General features: G+C 67.7%; 19 protein-coding genes. 7 read left to right on the top strand and 12 right to left on the bottom strand.

What is annotated here, in order from left to right; all coding sequences use genetic code 11:
• Window positions 1-88 precede the first annotated feature (88 nt).
• Entirely contained in the window at window positions 89-1,396 is a 1,308-nt protein-coding gene (locus ACQP2D_RS07980) for a cytochrome P450 (protein ID WP_433683066.1), read from the top strand.
• Between the two features lie 173 nt (window positions 1,397-1,569).
• Here ACQP2D_RS07980 and ACQP2D_RS07975 read toward each other — a convergent pair whose 3' ends face one another.
• A complete protein-coding gene (locus ACQP2D_RS07975; protein ID WP_433683065.1) occupies window positions 1,570-2,589 on the bottom strand; it encodes an NAD(P)/FAD-dependent oxidoreductase in 1,020 nt (339 codons plus the stop codon).
• Between the two features lie 78 nt (window positions 2,590-2,667).
• On the opposite strand from ACQP2D_RS07975, the gene ACQP2D_RS07970 reads away from it, so the two are divergent.
• Window positions 2,668-3,255 (top strand): helix-turn-helix domain-containing protein, encoded by a 588-nt coding sequence (locus tag ACQP2D_RS07970; RefSeq protein ID WP_433683064.1) that lies wholly within the window; start codon window positions 2,668-2,670, stop codon window positions 3,253-3,255.
• A gap of 78 nt (window positions 3,256-3,333) precedes the next feature.
• On the opposite strand, the gene ACQP2D_RS07965 is transcribed toward ACQP2D_RS07970, so the two are convergent.
• Window positions 3,334-4,911, bottom strand: coding sequence for a carboxylesterase/lipase family protein (locus tag ACQP2D_RS07965; protein ID WP_433683063.1), 1,578 nt, complete (start codon window positions 4,909-4,911; stop codon window positions 3,334-3,336).
• Between the two features lie 152 nt (window positions 4,912-5,063).
• On the opposite strand from ACQP2D_RS07965, the gene ACQP2D_RS07960 reads away from it, so the two are divergent.
• A complete protein-coding gene (locus ACQP2D_RS07960) occupies window positions 5,064-5,291 on the top strand; it encodes an FmdB family zinc ribbon protein (RefSeq protein ID WP_433683062.1) in 228 nt (75 codons plus the stop codon).
• Between the two features lie 121 nt (window positions 5,292-5,412).
• Here the strand turns inward: ACQP2D_RS07960 and ACQP2D_RS07955 are convergent, their stop codons facing one another.
• The 5 genes from ACQP2D_RS07955 to ACQP2D_RS07935 all read right to left on the bottom strand — a co-directional run bounded on the left by ACQP2D_RS07955 (window position 5,413) and on the right by ACQP2D_RS07935 (window position 10,818).
• The gene (locus ACQP2D_RS07955) at window positions 5,413-5,688 is read right to left on the bottom strand and encodes a SelT/SelW/SelH family protein (protein WP_420772092.1); all 276 of its coding nucleotides are present in this window, start codon (window positions 5,686-5,688) and stop codon (window positions 5,413-5,415) included.
• Between the two features lie 17 nt (window positions 5,689-5,705).
• Window positions 5,706-6,095, bottom strand: coding sequence for a YchJ family protein (locus tag ACQP2D_RS07950; protein WP_433683061.1), 390 nt, complete (start codon window positions 6,093-6,095; stop codon window positions 5,706-5,708).
• 1,137 nt (window positions 6,096-7,232) lie between these two features.
• Window positions 7,233-7,592 carry a hypothetical protein gene (locus tag ACQP2D_RS07945; protein WP_433683060.1) on the bottom strand — a complete coding sequence of 120 codons (360 nt, stop codon included), beginning with the start codon at window positions 7,590-7,592 and terminating at the stop codon, window positions 7,233-7,235.
• A 374-nt stretch (window positions 7,593-7,966) separates the two neighbouring features.
• Window positions 7,967-8,221, bottom strand: a complete 255-nt coding sequence (locus ACQP2D_RS07940; RefSeq protein WP_433683059.1) for a hypothetical protein — start codon at window positions 8,219-8,221, stop codon at window positions 7,967-7,969.
• Window positions 8,222-8,442: 221 nt separating this feature from the next.
• Complete coding sequence (locus ACQP2D_RS07935; RefSeq protein WP_433685575.1) at window positions 8,443-10,818, bottom strand: AAA family ATPase; 2,376 nt, start codon at window positions 10,816-10,818, stop codon at window positions 8,443-8,445.
• 530 nt (window positions 10,819-11,348) lie between these two features.
• Here ACQP2D_RS07935 and ACQP2D_RS07930 point away from each other — a divergent pair.
• The 4 genes from ACQP2D_RS07930 to ACQP2D_RS07915 all read left to right on the top strand — a co-directional run bounded on the left by ACQP2D_RS07930 (window position 11,349) and on the right by ACQP2D_RS07915 (window position 19,365).
• On the top strand, window positions 11,349-14,210 hold the full coding sequence (locus tag ACQP2D_RS07930) for a DUF5691 domain-containing protein (RefSeq protein ID WP_433683058.1): 2,862 nt from the start codon (window positions 11,349-11,351) through the stop codon (window positions 14,208-14,210).
• Window positions 14,207-15,316, top strand: a complete 1,110-nt coding sequence (locus tag ACQP2D_RS07925; RefSeq protein WP_433683057.1) for an ATP-binding protein — start codon at window positions 14,207-14,209, stop codon at window positions 15,314-15,316. The genes ACQP2D_RS07930 and ACQP2D_RS07925 overlap by 4 nt, the downstream gene beginning before the upstream one ends.
• Window positions 15,317-15,431: 115 nt before the next feature.
• Entirely contained in the window at window positions 15,432-18,071 is a 2,640-nt protein-coding gene (locus tag ACQP2D_RS07920; RefSeq protein WP_433685574.1) for a DUF5682 family protein, read from the top strand.
• A 139-nt stretch (window positions 18,072-18,210) separates the two neighbouring features.
• Window positions 18,211-19,365: a VWA domain-containing protein gene (locus ACQP2D_RS07915; protein ID WP_433683056.1), complete on the top strand. Its 1,155-nt coding sequence runs from the start codon at window positions 18,211-18,213 to the stop codon at window positions 19,363-19,365.
• A 188-nt stretch (window positions 19,366-19,553) separates the two neighbouring features.
• On the opposite strand, the gene ACQP2D_RS07910 is transcribed toward ACQP2D_RS07915, so the two are convergent.
• From ACQP2D_RS07910 to ACQP2D_RS07890, 5 genes are all read right to left on the bottom strand, one after another.
• Window positions 19,554-20,381 (bottom strand): phosphatase PAP2 family protein, encoded by an 828-nt coding sequence (locus tag ACQP2D_RS07910; RefSeq protein ID WP_433683055.1) that lies wholly within the window; start codon window positions 20,379-20,381, stop codon window positions 19,554-19,556.
• 468 nt (window positions 20,382-20,849) lie between these two features.
• Window positions 20,850-23,378 (bottom strand): ABC transporter permease, encoded by a 2,529-nt coding sequence (locus ACQP2D_RS07905; RefSeq protein WP_433683054.1) that lies wholly within the window; start codon window positions 23,376-23,378, stop codon window positions 20,850-20,852.
• Complete coding sequence (locus ACQP2D_RS07900) at window positions 23,378-24,154, bottom strand: ABC transporter ATP-binding protein (RefSeq protein WP_433683053.1); 777 nt, start codon at window positions 24,152-24,154, stop codon at window positions 23,378-23,380. The genes ACQP2D_RS07905 and ACQP2D_RS07900 overlap by 1 nt, the downstream gene beginning before the upstream one ends.
• Before the next feature lie 80 nt (window positions 24,155-24,234).
• A complete protein-coding gene (locus ACQP2D_RS07895) occupies window positions 24,235-24,660 on the bottom strand; it encodes an acyl-CoA thioesterase (RefSeq protein ID WP_433683052.1) in 426 nt (141 codons plus the stop codon).
• A gap of 54 nt (window positions 24,661-24,714) precedes the next feature.
• Window positions 24,715-25,533 carry an alpha/beta fold hydrolase gene (locus ACQP2D_RS07890; RefSeq protein WP_433683051.1) on the bottom strand — a complete coding sequence of 273 codons (819 nt, stop codon included), beginning with the start codon at window positions 25,531-25,533 and terminating at the stop codon, window positions 24,715-24,717.
• Window positions 25,534-25,591: the final 58 nt, after the last annotated feature.

Raw genomic sequence — 25,591 nt, 5'->3', positions numbered from 1 at the left:
GTATAGGCGGGCGTCCGACCATAGGACGTTCCACTCAGGCCGGGCGGTTAGTACGGTGGAGCTATCGCACAACGATGGGGTTGGTGAGATGAAGCCGCAATATTGGTTCCGTTGGTTGTCGACGCAGGGTGCGCCTCGGTTGGCCCTGCGCACGCAGGCGCGGCGCGGTGATCCGTTCGCCCAGCTCATGGGCGGACCGGACGGCCTGGCCGATCCCTACCCGCTGATCGAGCTACTGCGCGGGCAGGGTCGGCTGCTGCGCACCCCCATCGCGTGGGCCAGCTTCGACTACGATCTGTGCCGAAGTGTGCTGCGGGACAACCGGTTCGGTGTGCGCACCACCGATACCTTCAATATTCCGAAGCCGCTGCAACTGCTCGCCGAACGGCTTCCGCTGCCGCCCAATCCGGTCGAGCCGCCGTCGATGCTGGTCATCGACCCACCGGCGCATACGCGGATGCGCAAGCCGGTCGCCTCGGCCTTCACTCCGCGGGCGGTCGGCAGATTGCGGGACCGAGTCGAGACGGTCACCGAGGAACTGCTCGACGCGCTGCCGTCGGGCGGCTCGGCCGATCTGATCGAGTCGTACGCCGCGCAGGTGCCGATCGCGATCATCTCGGAAATGCTCGGCTTCCCGGAAGAGGACCGACAGGTATTCCTGGACTGGGGCGATCGCATGACCCCGCTGCTCGATGTCGGGATCTCTTGGCGGGCGTTCCGGCGTGCGCTCGGGGCGATGGAGGTGATGAACCGCTACCTCGACGGGCATATCGCGCGACTGCGCCGCGAACCGGGCGACGATATCCTCAGCAGCCTGGTCACCGCCGGTGAACTCGATGACTTCGCACTGAAGGCGACCGCGAGTCTGCTGATGGGTGCGGGATTCGAGACGACGGTCAACCTGATCGGCAATGGTGTCGCTCAATTGGTCGCGCATCCCGAACAATTGGATCGGTTGCGCGCCGAACCGGACCTCTGGCCGAATGCGGTCGAAGAGGTGCTGCGGATCGACGCCCCGGTGCAGACGACGGCGCGAATCGCATCGACCGACTTCGAATTCGAAGGTATCCAGCTACACAAGGGCAGCACGATCGTGCTGTCGCTGGCGGGTGCGAATCGAGACCCCGCGGTCTTCGCCGATCCCGATGTTTTCGACGTCGGCCGCGCGAATGCCAAGGAGCACTTGACATTCAGCAGCGGCATACACGCGTGTCTCGGTGCCAGCCTGGCCCGCATGGAAGCCACCTTCGCGTTGCAGTCGCTGTTCGAAGGCTTCCCCGACCTGCGGCTCGACGGGACGCCGCAACGCCGAAAGTTGTTCACGCTGCATGGATACGAGCGGATGCCGGTCCGCCTCGGCCACCGCGCGGCTGCCCCCGAACCTACTGCGGTCTGAGCTGCGCCTGGTGTCGGAGGCCGCGAGCACATGCAGCGTTGCGGCGGTACGAGCCGGGGCGACGATCGCCTGCGGCCATTTCGCACCGCTTCGGCTCTGACCGAGACCCGGTAGGCGACAACCGCCGACCGGGAGTCTCGGCGACCGGGTCCGCGCAGCGCGGCCGGTTGGTGTCAGATGCCGTGGCGGCGGTCGCCCGGTAGCGCTTCGCACAGCTGTGCTTCGGTTTCCGCCGAGACCGGTTCCCGGTACGCCGCGACCGCTCGGTTGGTCTCCTCGGCGACCAGGTCCGCGTTGATCTGGGCTGCCGCGGCTGCGCCCGCCGCTGCGGCCGCGCCGACCTGGGCCATCAGATCGGTGACATTGCCCGCGGCCCAGACGCCGGGGATATCGGTTCGGCCGGCCGGGTCGGTGGGGATGTACTCGCCGACCCCGGCCGGGTGTTCGGTCGGGCGCAGTCCGAGGGTATCGAGGAACTGCGCGCGGGCCACCATTCGCGACCCAACCACCACCACATCGCGGGCGACCACGGTGTCGTCGCTCAATCGAACTCCGGTGAGACGGTCGTCGACGATGCGCAGAGCGGTCACCAGACTGTCTACTACGCGAATACCGCGGGCGGCCAACTGCTCCGATTGCTCGGCGGTCAACGGCGGATTCATGTGCGCGAAGTAGATGACATCGGCACTCAACTGCCGAAAGAGCAATGCCTGGTGCACCGCCATCGGCCCGGTCCCGAGCACGCCGATAGCCTGATCGCGCACCTCCCAGCCATGGCAGTACGGGCAGTGGATCACATCCCGGCCCCATCGCTCGCGCAACCCCGGCACCTCTGGTAGCTCATCGGCCAGTCCGGTGGTCACCAACAGTCGGCGCGCCCGCACCGATCGGCCGTCCACGGTCACCGCGAAGCCCTCGCCGTCGCGCACCACGGCGGTGACCTCCCCGCCGACCACCTGTCCGCCGTAGCCGTGGACCTCGGCGCGACCGCGCTCCAATAGCTCGCCGGGCGGGGTCCCGTCGCGGGCGAGTAGTCCGTGCACACCCTCGGCCGGGGCATTGCGCGGATGGCCCGCATCGAGCACGACCACCGAACGTCGCATCCGAGCCAGCATCAGCGCACCGCTCAATCCCGCGGCGCCGCCGCCGATCACCACCACGTCGTAGTCATCTTTCAGCTGATCCGTCACCATGACCACCTCCTCACGACGACCATGCGGGACCGGCGGCGAACTTGGCAAACATACTTGCCGATATGGCAAACTGATGACATGGACGACGACCTCGGCAATGCGCTCGACGCGGTCGGACCTCGGCTGCGCACGCTGCGCCGCCAGCGCGAAACCACATTGGCCGACCTGTCGGCGGCGACCGGCATCTCGGTCAGCACCCTGTCCCGTCTCGAATCCGGTACCCGCCGTCCAACCCTCGAACTACTGCTGCCGCTGGCCAGGGCACACGGCGTCACCCTCGACGAACTCGTCGACGCGCCGCCCACCGGCGACCCGCGCATCCACCTGCGCCCGATCACCCGCCACGGCATGACCATGCTGCCGCTCACCCGCCGCGCGGGCGGCATTCAGGCATACAAACTCGTCATTCCCGCCAGCAGCCGCAAGGAGCCCGATCCGAAAACCCATGAGGGCTACGAATGGCTCTACGTCCTCAACGGACGCCTGCGCCTCGTCCTCGGCGAACACGATGTCATCCTCACCCCCGGCGAGGCCGCCGAATTCGATACCCGTGTTCCACACTGGTTCGGCACCGCCGACTCCGAACCGGTCGAATTCCTCAGTCTCTTCGGCAAACAGGGTGAGCGCGCCCACCTGCGCACCAGCCCCAAGCCGAAATCCCGTTAGCGACGGCACTCCGCACACAGTGCGGCCGTTCCCCGGTCCGGTGCGATCCCAGGTGCCCGGGAGACATGCGTTGACTGCTCAGCTGAAGCCGACGGCTTGTTCACCCCAGGCGGTGTGCAGGTCGCGGTCCGGATTGTCGACTACCCGGTCGATATTGTCGATTAGGAGGGTGGTGCGGGTGTTGGGCCGGTACGGCGGCCAGTGTTTGGAGCCGTCGATGGCAGCGGGGACGCCGTGGGTGGCGAAGGCGAGCCAGCGGCGCTGCATGCGGCCGGAGACCTCCATGGCTACCTTGCGGCCGCCCAGCCAGAACGTGGGGTCGTGGTTCAGAGTGCCGAAATTGCCGAAGACATAAGGCAATTCGGTGGCATGGCCCGCGCCGACGCGAGCCGCCTTCAGCATCGGGGTGGCATGGTCGAAGCGGTACATCCAGGTCGGTGAGTGCGCGGCGTGGCCGTCGGCGACCCAGTGGGCCGGCATCCGGAAGGCCGCATCGGTCGACATGGCCAGCGCGCCACGGGTTTTCGCGAGATCCGGGTATGCGGAGGTGATCTCGGCGATACGCTCGGGTGACATATCCGGGTGGTTGGCGGCCACATCGCGCAGCATCGCGTTGACCGCGTCCGGGGTCACCGGCATGATCGGCGAACGCAGCACGCGGAACAGGGATGCCTCGTCTTTGTTGGTGCCGATGATCAGTGGCACGCGATGTGATCGGCCACGCTGGAAGCGGTCGATCGGATAGGTCGGAACCAGGTCGCCGTCGACGACCGGCGCGGCGGCCAGCCTGCCCGGCTCCCGCAATGGGATCTCATCGAGCAGTACGCCCGCCGCGGTCACGATCCGTTCGATCGGGCATTCCAGCAGTTCATTCGCGCGGGCGAACGGCAGTTCCATCAGTTCCAGCAAGCGCCGCGCCACACCAGCGGCCCGCTCCTGGCCGAAAACCGTTGTCGCAGGCGGGCTTTGCGCGATAGCCCGGTGGAAAAGCCCGGCCGCCGGCGGCGAAGTCAGCAATGCGGTCACGCATCCGGCGCCGGATGATTCACCGAAGAGGGTCACATTTCCCGGATCGCCGCCGAATGCGGCGATATTGTCACGCACCCACTCCAGCGCGGCGAGCTGGTCGTGCAGACCGAGATTGGGCGTGAACTCGCTGGACAGCGACGACAAATCGAGGAAGCCGAGCGCGCCGAGCCGGTAGTTGACCGTCACCACCACGACGTCGCCGGCTTCGGCCAGCCTGCGGCCGTCGTAGATGCCCTGGGCCGCGGTGCCGAGGCAGTAGGCGCCGCCGTGCAGCCACACCAGCACCGGCCGCGGCGCACCGGTATCGGCGGAACTGCGGGGTGAGAAGACGTTGAGCCACAGGCAGTCCTCTCCCATCCGCAGACCGGAGTCGACCGGAACCATATTGCCCATCGTCTGCGGCGCGATTTCGCCGAAGGTCGTGCACTCGCGGATCCCATCCCATGGCCGCGGCGGCAGCGGTGGCCGGAACCGATTCGGCCCCGCCGGTGCGGAGGCGTACGGGATGCTGCGCCACACCGCGACCGGTCCGTCCCACCGTCCGCGCACGCGGCCCCAGGTCGTTTGCGCTACCGGCTCGGTGTCGCCGACCTCGGAGTCCGGTTCGGCATCGAACTGAGTGGTCATCTTCCCGCACCTCCTGCCCACGACCCGGGCAGTGCGCTGCGAGTTTGCTCCGGCCGGGTCCAGCGCCTAGCGATCTCTCATTCGAGAGTACGTCCACCCGGACGGTTGGACGGGTAAGTCGCATCACAGCACCCGGGCGCTACGCTGGGCCGATGCCGAGTTATAGCTTCCGATGCCGCAGCTGTGGCGACACCTTCGATGTCAACCGCCCGATGGCGGAGGCGTCGAATCCGGCGGCCTGCCCCAATGGCCACGACGACACGGTCAAGCTGCTGACCACATTTGCCACGGTCAGCAGGGGTAGCGGTGGTGCACCGTCGCCCGCGCCGGCGCCGCGGCCCGCTGGCGGTGGATGCTGTGGCGGTGGGTGCGGCTGCTGATCCGCCGTTGATCCGGACAAAGTGATTCGTGTGACCTAGATCACATTTGCGACCTGATTGTGGACGTCGCGCCAGCCCACGACGTTCACGACCCGGGGTTCGTGAGCGTCATGCATGGTGATCAGTCGCGCTTATCGGCGTGGCCGAGGTCACGGTCGGGGGCCACTCGGTCGCGTACCCGCTGTTTGAGTACGGCGATATCGGGAAAACCGCCGTCCGCCTTGCGTTCCCAGACCTGGTCGCCGTCGACGGTGATGCGGAAGACGCCGCCGGTGCCCGGGATCAAGGCCACCTCGCCGAGTTCGGTGGCGAAGGTGCTCAGCAATTCTTGCGCCATCCAGCTCGCGCGCAGCAACCAGCGACATTGCGTGCAGTACTCGATCGCGACACGTGGCATGGGTGGCACGCTACCGTTCATGGTTCGATGACGCCGTCGAGGTAGACCCAGGCGCCGTCCAGGCGGGTGAATCTGCTGACCTCGTGCAGCGAGCCGCGGCGTCCGTCGGCGCGGAAGTGGGCGATGAACTCGACAGTGCCCGCATCGTCGAATGGCCCGCCGCGCTCGGTGCGCAGGATCTCCAGAAACAGCCAGCGCTGGTCCGGATCCAGCTCGAGCGCCTGCGGCCGGGTACGCGGATGCCAGGACCGCAGCAGGTATTCGGCATCGCCGACCACGAATGCGGTATAGCGCGAACGCATCAGCGCCTCGGCCGTCGCCGCGGGCCGCTCCCCCGCCAACACCGGTCCGCAGCACAGACCGAACGGTTCTCCACGCTTACACGGACACGGCCGGGACTCGTCCATATCCCGAATCTTGCTCGCCGCGCGGACCGCGGCGCACAGGGGGGTACTGCGGCAGAGTCGCGCGCCCTCGATAACCGCCGACCAGAATCACCGAGCCGGCCAAGATCAGGCAAAGCCGACACTCTGGCGATGGCGCCGCCCGCTAGCTGATCTTGACCCTTGAGGTTCGACCGAGCCGCCTGAGCGCGAAGGGATTTCGATGGCGGGTGCTCGGCAATGGTTCGGCGACTTGGATGTTCTTGGGGCTATACAGACAATTTCGGCGTGTCGCTCGGAGTGTCGCTGGATAGGGTGGCGAGATCGGCGATCCGGCAACTTCGAGGCGACGAATCACCGTGCGTATAAACGCAAGTGTCGGCACCGATCAAGGAGCCCACCATGGGAATGCTGAATGTGTTGAACATCTTGAGCACCGGTTCGTCCATCGCCGCGACCAGCCTCTCGCTGGTGGCCAGCATCCTCGGCCTGTTCTCTCTTTCCTGAACCAGCCCCACCTCGCGATGCGAATGCCTTGCGGCACAACAGCATCGACAGATCCAACCGCACGTCGATCCGCGATCGACGACCACACCGTCACATGGGCGAGCACCGCCAGGCCTGCCGATGCGCGGCAACGCCAACTCGCGACCTGCTGATACGCGGTCGCACTGTTGTGGTCTTTCGATGCATGGCTATGCCTTCACACGGCCCTGGGATGCACGGCGGTGCCATCGGGCGGTCTGCCATGCACGACGGTGCCATCGAGCAGGTTGCCGACGCGCGAATACTGATGTGCCACTGCGTGTTACGCAATTAGCCTGTGCGTGATCTGCTCTTGCGCAAGCTGCCGATGCGTGACCCCTCCTGCCCAGGCTGCTGATGCGCGACCCGCTCTTGCACAAGCAGCCGATGCGCGACCCGCTCTTGCACAAGCAGCCGATGCGCGACCCGCTCTTGCACAAGCAGCCAGTGCGCGACCCGCTCTTGCACAAGCAGCCAGTGCGCGACCCGCTCTTGCACAAGCAGCCAGTGCGCGACCCGCTCTTGCCCCAAAGCTGCCGGTGCGTGCGCGCCAATGCCCGGCTGCTGGCGCGCGGCGCGCTCGGGCGGGCCCATGCGCGGTTGCCATCGCGTGAACGTATCGGCGCGCCGATGCGGTTACCGGACCGCGGAGGCGGCCAGAGATGTGGCGATGGCGGCGGTTTGGTCGCGCCAGCGGCGCAGTTCGGTGACACTCGGGGCGAGTTCGTAGTCGTGGTGGTGCGCGGCGCGCGACAGTGCCGACCATACGGTGGCTACTTGGGCGGCGGTGTCGTGACCTGCGAAGACGCGTAGGGCGAGCAGTTGTGCGCGCATCGGGCAGCGCGCCAATTCCGGTGCCACCTGTAACCACAGCTCGTCGACGGACTGCTCGAGCGCGAGCCGCAGGATCCATACCGTTGCTCGCGACCACAGCCCGTCGGCATCGGTCACCGACCCGTCGAGCAGCCGATCCACGGCATCGAACCGCTCGGCCACGGTCGGCCGCGGCGGAGTCGGCCGCGCCGCCGCGCCCTGCCTGCGCCCGCCACCCTTCCGACCCGCTTCGGCCCGCCGACCTGCCTCGCCCTGTCGACGGCCCCCGCCCCGCCTTCCAGTTCCACCCCGCCGCCCCGTCTTCCGTCGCGAACCCTCCGCGCCCCGTCCATCCCCTGCCTCCGCACTACCGGGTCCGCCTGCACCGCCGCCCGAACCACGTGCACCACCGCGCGACCCGCCCGCAGCACCACCAAGCCCACCCGCACCGTCACCACCGCGGGGCCGACCAGCACCACTACTTGTCCCACTCACACCGACAACGCCCGACCCACTCACACCACCGCGCGATCCACCAGCACCACCACCCCGCCCGCCTACATCACCACCACCGCGCGGCGCGTCCACACCAACGCATGGCTCGCCTGCACCGCGCCCCGGCCTACCCATACCACCATCCGGTCCGCCCGCACTACCGAGCTCGCCCGCACCATCACCCGGCTCATCCACACTCCCGACACCCGGCCCGCCCACACCACCACCCGGCTCGCCTGCGCCGCCCCCCGGCCTACCTGTACGACCATCCGGTCCGCCCGCACTACCGAGCTCACCCGCACCATCACCCGGCTCATCCACACTCCCGACACCCGGCCCGCTCACACCATCACGCGGCCCGCCAGCACCTCCACCAGGTCCGCTCACACCGTCACGCGGCCCACCTGCACCACCCCCCCGCCCACCCACACTCCCGACACCCGGCTCGTCCACACCACCGCGCGGCCTGCCTGCACCGTCACCATCCGGCCCGGTCACCAGCGCGGTCCCCGGGCCGAGATCACGACACAGCAGCCGTTCATTGCCGCAACCATCCGACGAACTTTTCGGTGTCCGCGATCAGGTCGCGCATGCCACGGCCGATCGGCACGTGGGCGCCCGCGGTGGCGTCGCGCAAAGCGTCGACAACCCATTTGCCTTCGCGGGCAAGGTGTTTGTTGAGGTCGTCGACGCGGCCGCCGATACCCATCACCGCCAGGGCGACCATCGCGCGGGTCGTCTGCGCACCTTCGATATGGCGCTCGACGTCGCGGTGGTCCATGCCAGCGGCCAATAGATTTCGGCGCGCCCTGGCCAGGCTCGCCGCTTCCACGGCCGAGCGGCAGCAGGTGGCCACCAGTTCGTCGGCGATCGCCGGGGGCAGCTGTGGTGTGCGCACCAGTGAGCGCGCATCGTCGAGGTAGCGGCGGATGGGGTCGCTGGACATCCGCACTTCCACCACCGAGCGCTCGCGCCGCTGCACCTCGAGCACGCTGGCGTCGAGCTGCATCCGCCGCACCGCCTCGGCCAGCCGCTCGTCATGGGTGAACACGATCACCTGCCGCGTCCACGCCATTACCTCGAGCACCCTGGCCAGCCCGTCCACCTTCGCCGGATCCATTGCCTGCACCGGATCATCGATCATGACGAAGCGAAAGGGACTGTCCTCCACGGTCGCTCGCGGCAGGAACAGGGAAAGTCCGAGGGCGTGCAGCTCACCCTGACTCATCACGCCGAGCGCGGCCCCGTCCACCTCGTCCACGGTGACATCCAGCAGCACCCGGCGCGCGGTTCCGGCATTGCCCTGCAACCGAATCGCGCCGAGTTCGACATTGCTCTGCTGACGCAGCGTGCGCCAGACCCAGCGCGCCGTGGTCTCCAGCGGCGCCATTCGCTCACCGCGCAAACCGGCCGTCGCGGACTTCAGCCAGTCCTCGGCGCGTTTGAGAGTGCGCAGTTCACCGCCGTTCGCGACGATCGCGCGTGCCCCGTCCAGCCAGGCGTTGATGCGCGGCACCAGTGGCGACCACACCTCGTCGAGGCGGTTCAATTCCTTGCGGGTGCCCTGCTGCAATAGTTCCAGCTCGTCGACCAGGCGCGCGTGCGCACCGCGCAGTCGATCGGGCAGGTCCGGGGTGTAGTCGGCGCCGGTCAGCGCCGCCCAGTCCGTCCAGGCTCGGCGTACCGCGGTGGTGTCGACGGTGGGCGGATTGCGCGGATCGAAATCCAGCTCCGGCGGAATATGTTCGGGCAGTGCGCGAGCGTCGCGGACGGCCTGCCGCAGCGCGTCGCGTGCGGTCGCGAGCGCGTCGACCCGGGAGGTCAGCTCGACCATCGCCGCCTCGGCACCGCGCAACCACGCCGCGTCGAGCTCCCCGCGCCCGCACACCGGACATGCGCATTCCCCGCTGGCGGCAACGTGATCGCGCGCCCGGCGCAGCAACTCCAGCACCCGCAGATCGGCCTCGGCGTCCGCGGTCGAATCGCGTGCGAGCACCGCACGGCACTGTTCGAGGCGCGCGGCGATGGCTTCGACCTCGGCACCGGTGGGCAAGGCGAGGCGCACGATCGCGCGCAACCCGTCCGGACCGACCGGATGTTCGGCCGTGCCGAGCACTTCACGGCCGATCGCGGTGAGATCGGGCCGATCCGGGCGCAGCAGCGCCGCCATCCGGACCGCGCGATCGTCGGCCACCGTCTCCAATGCGGCGACCAGTTCGATACGCGCCTGGCGCGAATCCCGCACGGCGCGTTCGAGTTCCAGCCGACGTGTGCGGATTCGCTCCTGCGCCACGGTCAGTTCGTCTAGGCCGAGCAGCCGATGCAGCGCGTCGAACAGGTCGCTCGGCTTACCGTCGACGAGTGCGCCGAGTTCGCTGTAGGACAGAAAGGGGCGGTACAGCTCCAGCAGACCGGCCCAGCGCGCACCATCGAAATCCGTTGGCGCGGTATCGGGTCGCTGTTCGGTCCAATGCGCCTGACTCAGTTCCGCCTGCGGCGCCCATTCTTTGGCGATGGTCAGCTCGGGAACCGCTCCGGTGGTGAGCAATTCGAGTTCGATCCGCGCCGATGCGCCGTCGTGCAGATTCCGCCAGCCCTCGCGCCAGGCCGCCGACCGGCCGTCCCAACGGCGATTGCTGCCGGTGAGCACCAGTTCGGCGGCCTCGGCGAAACTGGACTTACCACTTCCATTGCGCCCGACCACCAGGGTGAGACCGGGGCCGGGCGGCAGCTCGAGGGTCGCCTCGGGGCCGATGCCACGGAAGCCGCGCACCCGAATCGCGCGCAGGAAGATGCCGGAGCCGTCGAATTCTGTTGCCAGATCATCGGATTCGCCGCCGCCGAGGGAGCGGAGCACGGCATGTGCGACATCGGGGGTGACGGCCGGATCAGCGGCGAGCCGCCGGGATACCACCTCGGTCAAGCGCGGCACCGTCGTCGCAGGATCTGTTCCCGGATCTGAACGCATAGGCAACCCCCTATACCACCGAACCGCGGCAAGTCCTCCAACCCCGAACCGGGTATCACTGTCGAAAGCTGAGCGAAACGCTACCCGATGGGGTCGAATTCGCCCACAGCAGTGCCGGTTCGAGTGAGATCGAAGAGTGGGGGCGAATCTGCCCGCGGGGATGGTATGGCCATCGAACAGGCTGGGCCCCGCTCGATGTCCACCCCTCGCCAACCCCGGCGGGCAGCTCGATGGTGTGTCACCCGATTTGGGTGGCTCGGTCGGAGCCGAACAGGACAGAATGCCAGAATCGGACAACCAGCGCAAGGTGACAATGCCACCGAATATGGCGTTCGCGCAGCGTCTTCCAGTAAAAATACCCGTTCACCACCCAACTTGTCGGTGGGCTGCGGTAGAAATCCGTCAACCGACAAACGGGGGAAATATGATGCACACTCGATCCGGAGCCGCCGGATGAACCAGGCGGGAGCAGTCAAATGACCGCGCCATGGACCGAAGACCAGGTCAACGCATTGGCGCCCGATGCGAGCTCATTCGCCGCCGCGCGCAAGCTCGCCGGACGCTGGCAGAGCACCGGCCAGTCGGACACCGCGCTGTGGGGCCTGTGCAAAGGCAGCGGCGCCAAGCCTTATCAGACGATCGTCGATCTGGCGGGGCCCGCGTACAAATGCTCGTGTCCCAGCCGCAAGTTCCCGTGCAAGCACGCCCTATCGCTCATGCTGAACTGGTCGGATGGCGCGGTCGCGGATACCGCGCCGATCGCGGACTTCGCGGCGGAATGGATCAACGCACGCGCGGCTCGCGCCGCCCAGCCCGCCAAGGACGCACAGACCCGCACGGCGAACCCGGCGACCGCCGAACAGCGGCGCGTGCGCGTGACCGCTGGACTGGAGGAGCTCGACATCTGGCTCGGCGATCAGGTGCGCACCGGGCTGGCGCAGACCGATCGCTCGTTTCGGGCCTTCGAGGCGATCGCGGCCCGGATGGTCGACGCACAAGCGCCGGGCGTCGCGGCCGCGCTGCGACAGCTGCCGACCACGGTGGTGAACCGGGCGGACTGGCCGGACGTCGTGCTGGCCGAATACGCCAGGCTGCATCTGCTGATCGCCGCGCACCGTCGCCTCGACGAGCTGTCCCCGGAACTGCAGGCCGGCATCCGGACCCATATCGGCTATCCGATGCCCGCCGAGACCGTGCGCGCCGAACCGGCGGTGCGGGACCAATGGCAGGTCCTCGGCATCCGCACCAGTGCGGAGGAGCGGCTCTATAGTCGCCGAACCTGGTTGTACGGCAGGCAGACTCGGCGTTGGGCCATGCTGCTGGAGCACTCCTTCGGTGCGCCGAACTTCTCGACGGAGGTGCCGCTGCCCGGCATGATGGCCGATGCGGAGCTGCACTACTACCCGGGCGGTGCGCCGCTGCGCGCGCTGTGGGGTGAGCGACACGGTGCGGCCGAACCGTTCACCACACTGCCGGTGCTCGACGGGACGATCGCCGCCGCGCTGGATGAGCATGCCAGGGCATTGGGTGGTGACCCCTGGCTGCGGTCGCGGCCGGTGCTGCTCACCTACGTCGTACCGGTGTGGACCGAAAACGGCTGGTACGTTACCGAATCCGACGGGACCGCACTGCCCGTCGCGGCCACCGAACAACCCTGGCGGCTACTCGGGGTATCGGGCGGGCATCCGGTGACGCTGGCCGCCGAGTGGAGTGCCGCCGGATTGGTCCCGATATCGGCCTTCATCGCAGGGGAGATCATCGATGTCGGCAGCACGGAGTACCCGACACGCGGCACGTCGAATTCCCCCGCCGCGCCGCTGTCGGAGGATCTGACCTCGGTGGCCTTGCTCGGCACGGCACGCAGAGCGTTGGATACCGCACGGCTGGACGCGCCGGTCGCAGCGGCGGCGACCCGACTGCGCAGCGACCCCGCGCTGACACTGCTCGAATCGGCGGCGCTGCGCGGCGCCTTCGCCCGCGGCGGCACCTCCGTCGCCAGGGCGACCAGGCCTGAACCCGCCGAGGATGACGCTCGCCGACTCATGCCACGGGCCGCCGCCGCCCGACTGTCCCGGCTGCTGCGCGACCGGTCCGCCTTCCTGCCCGAATGGTTCGCCGCCGCAAGACCATTCGACTACCGCGCGCCGGATGCGCTGTGCAGCCTGCTGCTCGAGCAGGCGAAGGCGAATACCGAGCTGCGCGAGCCACTGCTGCGCCTGGCCGGCACCCGCGGTCGATGGCTGGCCGACCGGTCTCCGGCATGGCGAGACCTGGTGCGGCACGGGCACTCCGCCGCGCCGACCGAGCAGAGCTGGCAGTTCGGTCAACCACCCGAACGCCGAGAATGGCTGGCCGAGCTGCGCCGTCGCGATGCCGATGCGGCGCGGGGCGCACTGGCCGCATCCTGGCCGAAGGAATCCGGTCCGCTGAAGGCGGAGCTGCTCGCCGTACTCGCCGACGGGCTTTCGGCCGCCGACGAATCATTGCTGGAAACGGCGCTGGACGATCGGCGATCGGACGTCCGGCGAATCGCGGCGGGACTGCTACCGCTGCTGCCGAATTCGGCATACGCCGAGCGCATGATGCGACGGGCTGGGGACTGGGTGACAGTCGAACACCAACTGCTGCATCCGAATCTGGTTGTTCGCGTTCCAGAGGAACTCGCCGACGCCGACCGCAGGGACGGCATCACCGATCGCACTGTGGAGTTCACCTATCGCTGGGATGGCGCACCGGACCTGCGCGCCGGGCGGCTGCGCCAACTCATCACCGCGACACCGCTGGCGCACTGGGAGTCCGCGCTCGGCGCACCGGATAAGGCCACTCAGGCCAAGATCGTCGATCGGTTCCGGCAGCCGCTGTTCGACGGTTGGGTGGATGCCGCACTGGCACAACATGATCCGACCTGGGCGCGGGCGCTGTTCGATGCCGGGGTGCCGACCGATCTGGCGATGCTGCGGCGACGCGAACTGTTCGCACTGCTGCCGCTGTCCGATCGCACCCGGCATCTGCTTCAACTCGACGGCGCATGGCTCTCCGAGCTGGAGGCCCTGCTGCCCGCCATGGGTCATCCGTGGCCGAAACCCCTTGCCCAACACCTGCTGCTGTTGTTGTTCGAACGCGCGCGTGCCGCGGCCAAACGCCCCGAGGCGCATGGCACCGGCCCGAGCGCACACCGGTCGCTGCTCAGCGCGGCGGCCGTGCACCTACCCGTCGGCGCGGCACGCGCGGCCACCGCGGTGGCTCGCAAGTGCGCCGACCCGAACTGGGAACGAGCCTTCGATCAGCTCGCCCATGACCTCAACCACCGCTCGATGATGCTCGAGGAGTTGCAGTGACGACCACTACCACCGCCGACACCACGCCGGAGCTGTTGCGCCCGCATGCCGAACAGGCCTTTGCCGACGAACTGCGGGCACTTGCGGCGCTCGACGATCGGCCGCGTCCACCGTCCTGGCAGCTGTCGCCGTGGGCGGTGGTCACCTATCTGCTCGGCGGCACGCTCGACGACGGCACGGTGATCAGCCCCAAATATGTCGGGCCGCGCAGGCTCATGGAGGTCGCGGTGGCGACCCTGGCGACCGATCGGGCGCTGCTGCTGCTCGGCGTTCCCGGCACTGCGAAAACCTGGGTATCGGAACATCTTTCGGCCGCCATCAGCGGTGCGTCGACGCTGCTCGTACAGGGCACATCGGGCACGGCCGAGGAGGCGATCCGCTACGGCTGGAATTACGCACGGCTGCTCGCCGAGGGCCCGAGTGAGGGTGCGCTGGTGCCCTCACCGGTCATGACCGCGATGAGCCGCGGCGCGATCGCCCGTATCGAGGAGCTCACCCGCATCCCGTCCGACGTGCAGGACGCGCTGATCACCGTGCTGTCGGAGAAGACGCTGCCGGTACCGGAACTCGGCATGGAGGTGCAGGCCGCCAAGGGCTTCAATGTCATCGCCACCGCCAATGACCGCGACCGCGGCGTCAACGATCTCTCCTCCGCGCTGCGCCGCCGCTTCAACACGGTGGTGCTGCCGCTGCCCGCCAGCGAGGACGAGGAGGTCGCCATTGTCACCCGCCGCGTCGAGCAGCTCGGCTCGGCACTCGAACTGCCGACCGTCCCCGCCGCGGCCGAGGAGGTGCGCCGCGTAGTGCGCGTGTTCCGGGAGCTGCGCTCCGGGATGACTGCCGACGGCCGCACCAAACTCAAATCGCCCTCCGGCACCCTGTCCACCGCCGAAGCGATCTCGGTGATCACCAATGGCATCGCCCTGTCGGCCCATTTCGGTGACGGCACGCTGCGTGCCGCCGATATCGCGGGTGCGGTGCTCGGCTCGGTCATCAAGGATCCGGTGGCCGACGCCGTCATCTGGACCGAATATCTGGAAGCCGTCGTCCGCGAACGGCCCGACTGGGCCGACTTCTACCGCGCCTGCCGCGAGGTCACCGGATGAGGTTGCGCCCGAGGCGAATCAGCTGCCGCAACACGATCCCACGACACCGCATGTTCAGCCCGGGGGTAACAGGGTGACAGAGACACACACCGAAGCCGACGATTCGGCTACGGACATCGGCTACGACACCACGCAGCGCGGTCCGGTGACCAGGGTATTCGGCATCCGCCACCACGGCCCTGGTTCGGCCAGATCGCTGCGCACCGCGCTGGAGAGATTCCGGCCGGATGCGATTCTGATCGAGGGCCCCGCCGACGCGGACCCGCTCGTCGGTTATGTTGCGGCCGAGGGGATGTCGCCGCCGGTCGCGCTGCTGGCCTATGTGCCGGATGCGCCAGCCAAGGCCGCCTTCTGGCCGTACGCGGTGTTCTCGCCGGAATGGCAGGCACTGCGGTACGCCGTCGAAAACGGTGTGCCGGTGCGGTTCTGCGATCTGCCCGCGACCGCCGCACTAGCCACCGAGGACGAACCGGGTGACCGCATCGATCCGCTGGCCGAACTGGCGGCCGCGGGTGGCTACGACGATGCCGAGCGCTGGTGGGACGCGGTGGTCGAATCCGTTGCCGACGCCGACGCTTTCGACGCGATCACCGAGGCAATGGGCGCGCTCCGGGAAGCCGCCGAACAAGGCCGGTTCGCGATCGGAACTGCCACAGGCACAGGCGAAGACCATGCGCCTGACGACCGGCGCCTGACACCCCCTGCTCGCGGACGAGACGTTGCGCCTGGCGTCCAGACGCGTGAGAGCTCGGCCGCGGATGACGCAGTCGAAGCGATCGGCCGCGAAGTCACTGTGCGCGAACCGATAACGCCCGAAGGCGCGGGCACAAGCGCAGGCGCTTCGCCGGACGACGCGCCTGGCTTCCAAACGCATGACGACGCAACCGCAGGCGACTCAGACGGCGCAGAAGACGCTGCGCGCGAACCGATAACGCCCGAAGGCACCCGCACAACCGCGGATGCTTCGCTGGACAATGCGCATGACCGCACGACTGCAGGCGACACGGTCGGCGAAGCAATCGGACCCGAAGACATTGTGCGCGAACCGATAAGGTTCGACGGCATCGACGCCTACACGCTGCGGCGGGAGGCGTACATGCGACAGACGATGCGCAAAGCGTTGAAGGAGGGGGCACAGCGACTCGCCGTGGTGTGTGGGGCCTGGCACGCACCGGCATTGACCGGAAAGCTGGGGCCTGCGACGGCGGATACCAAGCTGCTGAAGGGACTTCCGAAGGTCAAGGCGACGGTGACGTGGGTGCCGTGGACGCATTCGCGGCTGGCGAGCACCTCCGGATACGGCGCTGGCATCACCTCGCCGGGCTGGTATCACCACCTGTTCACCGAGACCGAGCAGCCGATCGCGCGCTGGCTGACCAAGGTGGCCGGGGTGCTGCGCGCCCACGATCTACCGGTCTCCAGCGCGCACATCATCGAATCCGTTCGGCTCGCCGATACCCTCGCGGTGCTGCGGGCCCGTCCGCTGGCCGGGCTCTCGGAGGTCACCGAGGCGGTGCGGTCGGTGATGTGCGCGGGCGACGAAACCATGCTGCGACTGGTCGCGACCGAACTGGTGGTCGGCGAGGCGCTCGGCGGCGTCCCCGAGGGCACGCCGACCGTCCCACTGGATGCCGATCTACGCGCCCGGATTCGCACACTTCGCCTCAAACAGGAAGCGCTGTCCCGCAACCTCGATCTCGACCTGCGCAAGGAACGCGAGGTCGAACGCTCGCGGCTGCTGCACCGGCTGCGGGTGCTCGGCATCGACTGGGGCACACAGACAACCGGCGAAGTCCGCAGTACCGGCACCTTCCGGGAGAGCTGGACGCTGCAGTGGCGACCCGAATTCGCGGTCTCGATCATCGAGGCCTCACGCTGGGGCACCACCATCGGCACCGCGGCGGAGGCCAAGATCCTCGATACCGCGAGTCGCGCGGAGGCCACCGTCGGCGATCTCACCGCCGCACTGGAGGTGGCGCTGCTCGCTGATCTCGGCGGCGCCACCGACGGCCTGATCACCCGCCTGGAGTCCGCGGCGGCCCTCGACCACGACGTGACCCACCTGCTCGCCGCCCTCCCCGGCCTGACCCGCACACTGCGCTACGGCGATGTGCGCGGCACCGACACCAAGGCGCTCGCCCACGTCGCCGACGGCCTGCTCGTGCGCATCTGCGCGGGCCTGCCCGGCGCGGTCACCGGCCTCGATACCGAAGCCGCCGAACAACTCCGCGCCCAGATCGATGCCGCGCACACCGCCATCCACACTCGCGACGACGACTGGGCCACCGGTGAATGGCTGGCCGCCCTGCGCCGTCTCGCCGACCGCGACGACGTACACGGCGCTCTCGTCGGCCGCGCCGTGCGATTGCTCGCCGATGCCGGTCGCATCGACGAATCCGATTCCGCGCGGAGGCTTTCCGCCGCACTGTCGATCGGCAATACCGCCGCCGCCAAGGCCGCCTGGATCGACGGCTTCCTGGGTGGTCGCGGACTGCTGCTCGTCCACGACCGAGAGTTGTTGCGCCTCATCGACGATTGGCTGCGCGGCCTCGGCGACGATATGTTCGTCGAAATCCTGCCCCTGCTCCGCCGTACCTTCGGCGCCTTCGAATCCGGGGAACGCCGCGCCATCGGGCAGGCCGTGCGCGACGGCGGCGTCCGCGTGGCGCGCACCGACGACGGCACGGCTTTCGACATCGAGCGTGGACTCGTCGCAATGCGCACTGTCGCAGACATCTTGGGCGTGCCGGTATGAGCCGGACCGCATCCGGTGGGCTCGTGCCCCTGATCTCCCCGAGACCCGACGCGGCGCAACGGTCTGCCCACCCGAATGTTCTCGACCAGCACACCATGTGGCGGCATTGCGCCGTCACCGACCTTCCCGGAGTGGCCGGATGACCGCGATCGATGAAACCCAGGCCAGGCGTTGGCGTTTGGTCCTCGGCACCGCCGCCGAGCAGCCGCTCGGCGGTCTCGGATCCGCCGACGACGAGGCAATGGACCGCGCGCTGTCGGCCCTCTACAACACCGGCGACGACCAGAACTCGGGTAAGCGCTCCGCCGGCCTCGGCGGTTCCGCCCCCAAGGTGGCCCGCTGGCTCGGCGATATTCGCACCTACTTCCCGTCCACTGTCGTCGAGGTCATGCAGCGCGACGCGGTCGATCGCCTGAACCTGACCCAGCTCCTACTGGAGCCGGAACTGCTCGAAGCGGTGGAACCCGATGTGCACCTGGTCGGCACCCTGCTCAGCCTCAATCGGGTGATGCCCGAAACCACCAAGGCGACAGCGCGAATGGTGGTCGAGAAGGTGGTCCGCGAGATCGAACAGCGCATCGCCGCACATACCGTCGCCGCGGTCTCCGGCGCTCTGAACCGCGCCGCCCGCGTCACCCGGCCTCGACTGCGCGATATCGACTGGGACCGCACCATCCGCACGAATCTCGCCAACTATCTGCCCGAATATCGCACCGTCGTCCCCGAGCGCCTGATCGGCTACGGCCGCAAGGCGCAGGCGGTGCGCCGCGACGTGGTGCTGGCCATCGATCAATCCGGTTCGATGGCCTCCAGCGTCGTCTACGCCTCGGTCTTCGGCGCGGTGCTCGCCTCCATGCGCTCGCTGAAAACCTCGCTGGTCGTCTTCGACACCGAAGTCGTCGACCTGACCGAACAACTCACCGATCCGGTCGAGGTGCTCTTCGGCACCCAACTCGGCGGCGGCACCGATATCAACCGCGCCATCGCCTACTCCCAATCGCTGATCACCCGCCCCGCTGACACCCTGTTCGTCCTCATATCCGACCTCTACGAGGGCGGCATTCGCGAAGAGATGCTGCGGCGGATGAACTCCATGCGGGAATCCGGCGTCCAAGTGGTCGTCCTGCTCGCGCTCTCCGACGATGGCGCTCCCGCCTTCGACCACGACAATGCCGCCGCCCTTGCCGCCCTCGGCATTCCCGCGTTCGCCTGCACCCCGGACAAGTTCCCGGATCTACTCGCACTGGCCCTGGACCGTGGTGACGTCCAGGCCTGGGCCAACCGAAACACCTGAACGGACTCAACTACCTGATGACAGGCTGACCACACTTTGGAGCATCGACAGGAATTTAACGCCCACATCCAGAATCGTGTCGATCGCGGTGATGAAAGCCATGTTCGGACTCCTTGTCTGAGCCGGGCAAACAAATCAGCCCGTCGATGGTACGCCCGAGTTGATCTTGTTCAGCTCGTTTGCCATGGTCAGCGCGTCGGGAGTAATTCCGGACCGACCGGGCCCATGGCACCCCACGCGGTGTCCGACGCGGGCACGACCAGCGGATGCAATAGCGACGCCGATCCGAGCAGGACGACCGCGACGACCGCGTCGAGCCAATAGTGATTGCCGGTGCCGACCACGACCACCGTCGTGAGCACCGGATGCGCCAGCGCCAGCCATCGCCAGCTGCCACGGGTCGCGGCCACCACGGCGAAGGCGAGCAGCAGGGCCCATCCGACGTGCAGTGAGGGCATGGCCGCGAACTGGTTGGAAAGCCCGCCGGATTCCGGTGAGCCGTAGACCGATTGGCCGTGTCTCGCGGCGAGGTCGACGAATCCGTACTCGGGCAGCATGCGCGGCGGCGCCAGCGGCATCAGCATATGCACCGCCAGTGCGGCCGCGGTCAATGCCACCATCAGGTTTCGGGTCCATCGATAGTGCTCGGGCCGAAAGACCCACAACCACAGCAGTACACCGACCGCGACCGTGAAATGCGCGGTGGCGTAATAGAAGTTGGCCCCTACCGCGAGAAGATCCCGATGCAGGAACACGCCCTGCACCGTGGTCTCCTCCGGCAGCCCGAGCGCATCCTCGATGCTCAGCATGCTCCTGGCATTCCCGAGTGCGCGCACGGTGTCGTCGGCGGTGGCCATCCGCCCGACCCGATAGGCCAGATACAGCACAGTTATCAGCGCGAGCTGTCGAACCGCCTCGCCGCCGCGGCCGTGCACCGCCGCCCTCATCTTCTCGGCGATACCGCCGAACGCGGGCGAAAAGCCCACACCCGGTCCACCGAGACCCGCTGCCACCATCGCCAGCGGCCTCCTTACCCATCGAACCCCAGGCCGTATCAGGCGCGTTAAACGGAGTAATAACCTCCGGTTACCGTAGCACCGATCGTTAGGCAGGCTCAGCACATTGTGATCCGAGAGACACAACGCGTCGCATCGCGAGCACGGCCGCGTGACTTCGACTCACCGGAGCAGGCCGGATCCGGTGCGATGGCCGCGGCCAGTGCGGCGAGCACCGGCCCCTCGAACAGCGTCCGTGGCTTGTCGTTCGCGGGCGCCTGCAGCAAACCGCGACCGGTCGGGCTCCGCCGAGGAGGCCAGCAGCACAACGCAAAACGGGCTCCGTTGAGTCGTTGTCACCTACTTCTGCGACAGCGAATCAACGGAGCCCGTTCACGACATGCGCTATGGCCTGGCATCAGCAATGGCCGCAACGCCATCCCACCCCAGCGCTCGACGCCGGGTCGGCATCGAGCGCTCGGGAACGGCCTACAGATCTGCGATGGCGGCCAGCGGTGGTGTCCGGGCGGCCCGGATACCGGGCCACAGTGCGGCGAGCACACCGACCACCGCCGAGCTGATCAGCACCAGCACCAGTTGGCTCCACGGAATGGCGATCTCATCGAGCCCGAGGTCACGTAGCGTGCGCAGGAAGCCGACACCGAGGCCCAAGCCGAGCAGCATCCCGACGATCGCCCCGAACACCGCGATCAGCATGGATTCCAGATAGATGGTCCGGCGGACCTGCGCCCGTTGCATACCCACCGCCCGGAGCATGCCGATCTCCCTGCGCCGCTCCACCACCGACAGCGCCAGGGTATTGACGATGCCGAGGATGGCGATCACCACCGCCAGCGCGAGCAGTCCGTAGAGGATGGCCAGCAGCGTATTGATCTGCTTGCCCTGCGCACCCTTGAACTCCTCCCGGTCCAGCACCTGGACCACGACGAACTGTTCGGTGGCGTTCTCCAGGTCGGTGCGCATCTGGGGCAGATCCGCGCCCGACTCGGCCTTCACGAACATCAACAGGTTGGTCCGGAAGTTGACCGGCATCACCTCGTCGTACATGACCGGCGACACCACCATCGAGCCGAGCAGCGGCGTCTTCTTGTAGATGCCGACCACCTTGACCGCGATCTTCTTGAACCCGAGGCTGGTCACGGTGACCTGGTCGCCGACCTTCCAGCCGCGCTTATCGGCCTCGTCCTGCGACACTATGACATCGTGATCGCCCAGCGTGCTGGTGCCCTTGATCATGTCGTAGTTCAGGACGCTGTCGACCGCGCCGTCGAATTCGGTGCCGCCGATCTGGTCATCGCCGATCTTGAAGGCGACACCGCGCAGCCCGACCACCTCGGCAACGCCGGGCACCGACTTGCGCACCGCGTCACCGGCACCGAGCGGCACACCGATCAGCTGCGGCCCGGACAGCACGTAGTCGGCCTTCACACCCTTGTCGACAAGGACGCCGACGCTCGCCTTCGCCGACGCGCCCAGCATGCCGATCGCGGTCACCAGCATCAGACCGAGGGTAAGCGCGAAAGCCGTTGCCGCAGTGCGCCGCGGATTGCGCGCGGCATTGTTGCGCGACATCCGTCCGATCGGTCCGAACGGCCGCAGCAGCGTACCGAGCACGCCGACCACCGGCCGCGATAGCGCGGGCGCGGCGAGCAGGACCGCGAAGATCAAGCCGAGCGCGCCGATCCCGACCGTCAGAGCGGCGTGGCCGCCGGTCTTCTGCGCACCGAGCACGACGAGCACCGCCCCCGCGATGGCGAGCAAGGTGCCGACCCCGGTCCGGACCCGCAGCGACTCTCCGGCCGAGGCGAATTCCTCGCGCATGGCCTCCACCGGCGGAATCTTGGCGGCACGGCGGGCGGGCGCATAGGCGCTGACCACCGTCACCAGCAATCCGACCAGCAGTCCGATGATCACGGTGCGCGGCAGCACGGTGAGCGAACCGGTCGGCAATCCGAGATCGAATGCGTTGAGCAGGGCCGAGAGCCCGAAGGCCAGACCGATGCCGCACGCCAAACCGATTGCGCTGCCGATCAATCCGATGACAAAGGCCTCGGCGACCACCGAGGTGCCGACCTGCTGTCGGCTGGCGCCCACCGCGCGCAGCAGGGCCAGCTCGCGCAACCGCTGGGCCACGATCATCGAGAAGGTGTTGTAGATGATGAAGGTGCCGACGATCAGCGCGATCGCGCCGAAGGCGAGCAGGAAGTAGTTGATGAAGTTGAGCGCGTTGGAGACTTCCTTCTTCAGATCGGCGCGCACCTGATCGCCGTTCTGCACCTTGTAATCCGGCAGTACATTGGCGATCTTGTCGCGCAGTTCGTCGCCGGGCATACCGGTGGCCGCGATATCGACGTAGGCGACATGCGAGCCGTCGGTGAACAGCGTGCGCGCCTGCGCGTCATCGAACAGCACGCCGATGAAGCCGCCGGTATCCGAGGGGACTTCGTAGATGCCGGTGAGGGTGACATCGATCGGGCCGCCGTGCGAGGGGATCAGCACCTTGGTCTTGTCCCCGACATGCAGGCCGGCCCGTTCCGCGCCGCCGGTATTGAGCGCGATCTCGCCTTCGCGGGCCGGTGGCACGCCCTGGACGAACTTGTCCGGTTCGGCGACCGCTTTATCCGCCGGGATGTAGGACTGACCGAAAGTCGGTGCGCCACCGGTCTGTACGGCCTTCTTGCCGTCCGGATAGAGCAGCACCAGCGGGCCGTTGACACTCGGTGCGACCGCCCGCACCCCGTCCATCTTCGCGATATCGTCGACCACGCTCAGCGGAATGCCCTGGGCCTGTTGCTTCTGCGGGCTCACCCGCACATCGACGCCCTTGGCCTGATTGGCGAAAATGCCGTCGAAGGTGCGCTGCAAAGTGTCGGTGAAGACGAATGAGCCAGCGATGAAGGCGGTTCCGAGCACCACCGAGAGCAGGGTCAGCGCTAGTCGCACCTTGTGCGCGGCGAGATTGCGCAAGACCACCTTGCGCATCGGTTTGCCACTCATTACGCCTGCTCCAGCGACTTCATCTTGTCGAGCACCGATTCGGCGGTCGGATCGCGCAGTTCGTCGACGATGCGACCGTCGGCGAGGAACACCACCCGGTCGGCGTATCCCGCGGCATGCGGCTCGTGCGTGACGATGACGACCGTCTGCCCGAATTCGTCCACCGCCGCGCGCAGGATAGTGAGCACCTCCTCCGAGGCGCGGGAGTCGAGGTTGCCGGTCGGCTCATCGCCGAAGATGATCTCCGGCTTTCCGGCCAGCGCGCGCGCACAGGCCACGCGCTGCTGCTGTCCGCCGGAGAGTTCGCTCGGGCGGTGAGTGAGCCGGTCGGTCAGCCCGAGGCGCTTGATCACCGTGTCCAGCCAGTCCTGGTCGGGCTTGCGGCCGGCGATATCCAGCGGCAATGTGATGTTCTCCTGCGCGGTCAGCGTCGGAACCAGGTTGAACGCCTGGAAGACGAAGCCGATGCGGTCACGCCGCAGCCGGGTCATCTGCTTGTCCGAGAGCCCGGCCAGATCGGTATCGCCGATCCGCACGGTGCCGGTGGTGGAGCTGTCCAGGCCTGCCAGGCAGTGCATCAGGGTCGACTTACCCGATCCGGAGGGCCCCATGATCGCGGTGAACTCCCCCTTCGCGAATTCGGCGGATACCCCATCCAGTGCCCTGACCTGTGTATCTCCGGATCCATAGACCTTGACCAGGTCGATGGCGCGGGCCGCCACCTCGGTGGCGGCAGCCGATTTCTCGAGGTCGGCGCCTAGGGCGTGCGAAGTCATGCGTTCAGTCTGTCTGCCATCGCGGGCCCGCGCCATCAGGGACCTCCCCCAAGTCTCGAGGTCTCAATGAACCCTTAGAACTACTCCCCCCGGTCGAGACCGAAGACCGTCGGGTCCGCCGCGAGGTCGCGGAAGTAGCGCGCCGCGTCCGGCACCAACCGCCGTTCGGTCAGATCGAGCAGACCGCCGACGCCGACGATCTCCGCGGAGACCGTGCCATCGGTCTTACGAATCTCCTGTCGGGTCTGGTGGGTCTTGCCGTCCCATACGAAAGCGCATGTGACCGTGACCTCGTCGCCGACGAACAATTCCTGTTCGAAGGTGATCGTCGCCTGCAGCGCGATCGGCCCGACCCCGGCGGCCTGCAGCTTCTCCTGGGTCAAGCCGCCCTGTTGCAGACAGGCCCAGCGCGCGCGTTCCGCGTATTGCAGATAGACGGCCATATTCATATGCCCGTTGCCATCGATGTCCTCGGGCGAGACGGTGATAGGGAGAGCGAACGCCATGGGCGTACGGTAGCGGCGGGGTCCGACAAGAATCCGCCGCTGCTGTCGGTGAGCTCACGCCTTGATGAACTCGACGATGTCGGCGTTGAGCTGCTCGGCGTGCGAGATCATGATGCCGTGCCCGGTGGCCGGGTATTCCTTGTAGGTGTTGCTCGGAATCAGCTCCTTGATCACCCGCCCGCACAGCTCGATCGGCGCGGAGGCGTCGGCATCGCCGTGAATTACCAACGTGGGCAGTGTGATCGCGCGCAGCTCGTCGCGGAAATCGGAGGTGTAGATCGTATTCATGATCTCGTCCGCCGCCAGCAGCGAGCAGTCCATGCACTTCTGGACCATCCACGCGATCCGCGCGGAGGACACCTGGTTGCCCAGATGCGTCGCGAAGAACGCCTGCGCGTTCTGCTCCATCCACAGCGGCCGGTCCGCGGCACGGGCCGCGCCCACCGCATCGAAGACGGCCCGCGGCACACCGTTCGGGTTGTCCTCGGCCTGCGCGAAGTACGGCATGGTCACCGAGATCAGCGCGATTCGGCTGATCCGGTCGTTGCCGTGCCGGGTCAGGTAGCGGATGAGTTCACCGCCCGCCATCGAATGCGCGATCACCGTCACCTCGCGCAGATCGAGATGTTCGAGGAAGGCGGCCAGATCCTCGGCCAGGGTGTCGTAGTCGTACCCGTGCCCGACCCAGTCCGACTTGCCGTGTCCGCGCCGGTCGTAGGACAGGCACCGCAGCCCCTGCTTGGACAGCGGCAGCATCTGCAGCTCCCACGAACTGCTGCTCAACCAGCCACCGGCCATGAACAGCACCGGTTGCCCGGAACCCCAGTCCTGGTAGTGCAGGGTGGTGCCGTCGTGTGATTCGAAGTAGGGCATCGGTTTCTCCAATCATCAGGTGCCCCACCATCATTGCGGGTTCTGATAATGAAGTCGA

This window comes from Nocardia sp. CA-119907, from assembly GCF_050955995.1.
Classification (GTDB): Bacteria; Actinomycetota; Actinomycetes; order Mycobacteriales; family Mycobacteriaceae; genus Nocardia.
Note: the sequence above shows the minus strand (reverse complement) of the source record. Positions and strands in the feature narration are given on the sequence as shown.

What these genes read in the sequence shown, in the direction of transcription:
- ACQP2D_RS07980 (WP_433683066.1), top strand. Translation starts at nt 89, where the DNA reads ATGAAGCCGCAATATTGGTTCCGTTGGTTGTCGACGCAGGGTGCGCCT.
- ACQP2D_RS07975 (WP_433683065.1), bottom strand. Translation starts at nt 2,589, where the DNA reads ATGGTGACGGATCAGCTGAAAGATGACTACGACGTGGTGGTGATCGGC.
- ACQP2D_RS07970 (WP_433683064.1), top strand. Translation starts at nt 2,668, where the DNA reads ATGGACGACGACCTCGGCAATGCGCTCGACGCGGTCGGACCTCGGCTG.
- ACQP2D_RS07965 (WP_433683063.1), bottom strand. Translation starts at nt 4,911, where the DNA reads ATGACCACTCAGTTCGATGCCGAACCGGACTCCGAGGTCGGCGACACC.
- ACQP2D_RS07960 (WP_433683062.1), top strand. Translation starts at nt 5,064, where the DNA reads ATGCCGAGTTATAGCTTCCGATGCCGCAGCTGTGGCGACACCTTCGAT.
- ACQP2D_RS07955 (WP_420772092.1), bottom strand. Translation starts at nt 5,688, where the DNA reads ATGCCACGTGTCGCGATCGAGTACTGCACGCAATGTCGCTGGTTGCTG.
- ACQP2D_RS07950 (WP_433683061.1), bottom strand. Translation starts at nt 6,095, where the DNA reads ATGGACGAGTCCCGGCCGTGTCCGTGTAAGCGTGGAGAACCGTTCGGT.
- ACQP2D_RS07940 (WP_433683059.1), bottom strand. Translation starts at nt 8,221, where the DNA reads ATGAGCCGGGTGATGGTGCGGGTGAGCTCGGTAGTGCGGGCGGACCGG.
- ACQP2D_RS07930 (WP_433683058.1), top strand. Translation starts at nt 11,349, where the DNA reads ATGACCGCGCCATGGACCGAAGACCAGGTCAACGCATTGGCGCCCGAT.
- ACQP2D_RS07915 (WP_433683056.1), top strand. Translation starts at nt 18,211, where the DNA reads ATGACCGCGATCGATGAAACCCAGGCCAGGCGTTGGCGTTTGGTCCTC.
- ACQP2D_RS07910 (WP_433683055.1), bottom strand. Translation starts at nt 20,381, where the DNA reads ATGGTGGCAGCGGGTCTCGGTGGACCGGGTGTGGGCTTTTCGCCCGCG.
- ACQP2D_RS07905 (WP_433683054.1), bottom strand. Translation starts at nt 23,378, where the DNA reads ATGAGTGGCAAACCGATGCGCAAGGTGGTCTTGCGCAATCTCGCCGCG.
- ACQP2D_RS07900 (WP_433683053.1), bottom strand. Translation starts at nt 24,154, where the DNA reads ATGACTTCGCACGCCCTAGGCGCCGACCTCGAGAAATCGGCTGCCGCC.
- ACQP2D_RS07895 (WP_433683052.1), bottom strand. Translation starts at nt 24,660, where the DNA reads ATGGCGTTCGCTCTCCCTATCACCGTCTCGCCCGAGGACATCGATGGC.
- ACQP2D_RS07890 (WP_433683051.1), bottom strand. Translation starts at nt 25,533, where the DNA reads ATGCCCTACTTCGAATCACACGACGGCACCACCCTGCACTACCAGGAC.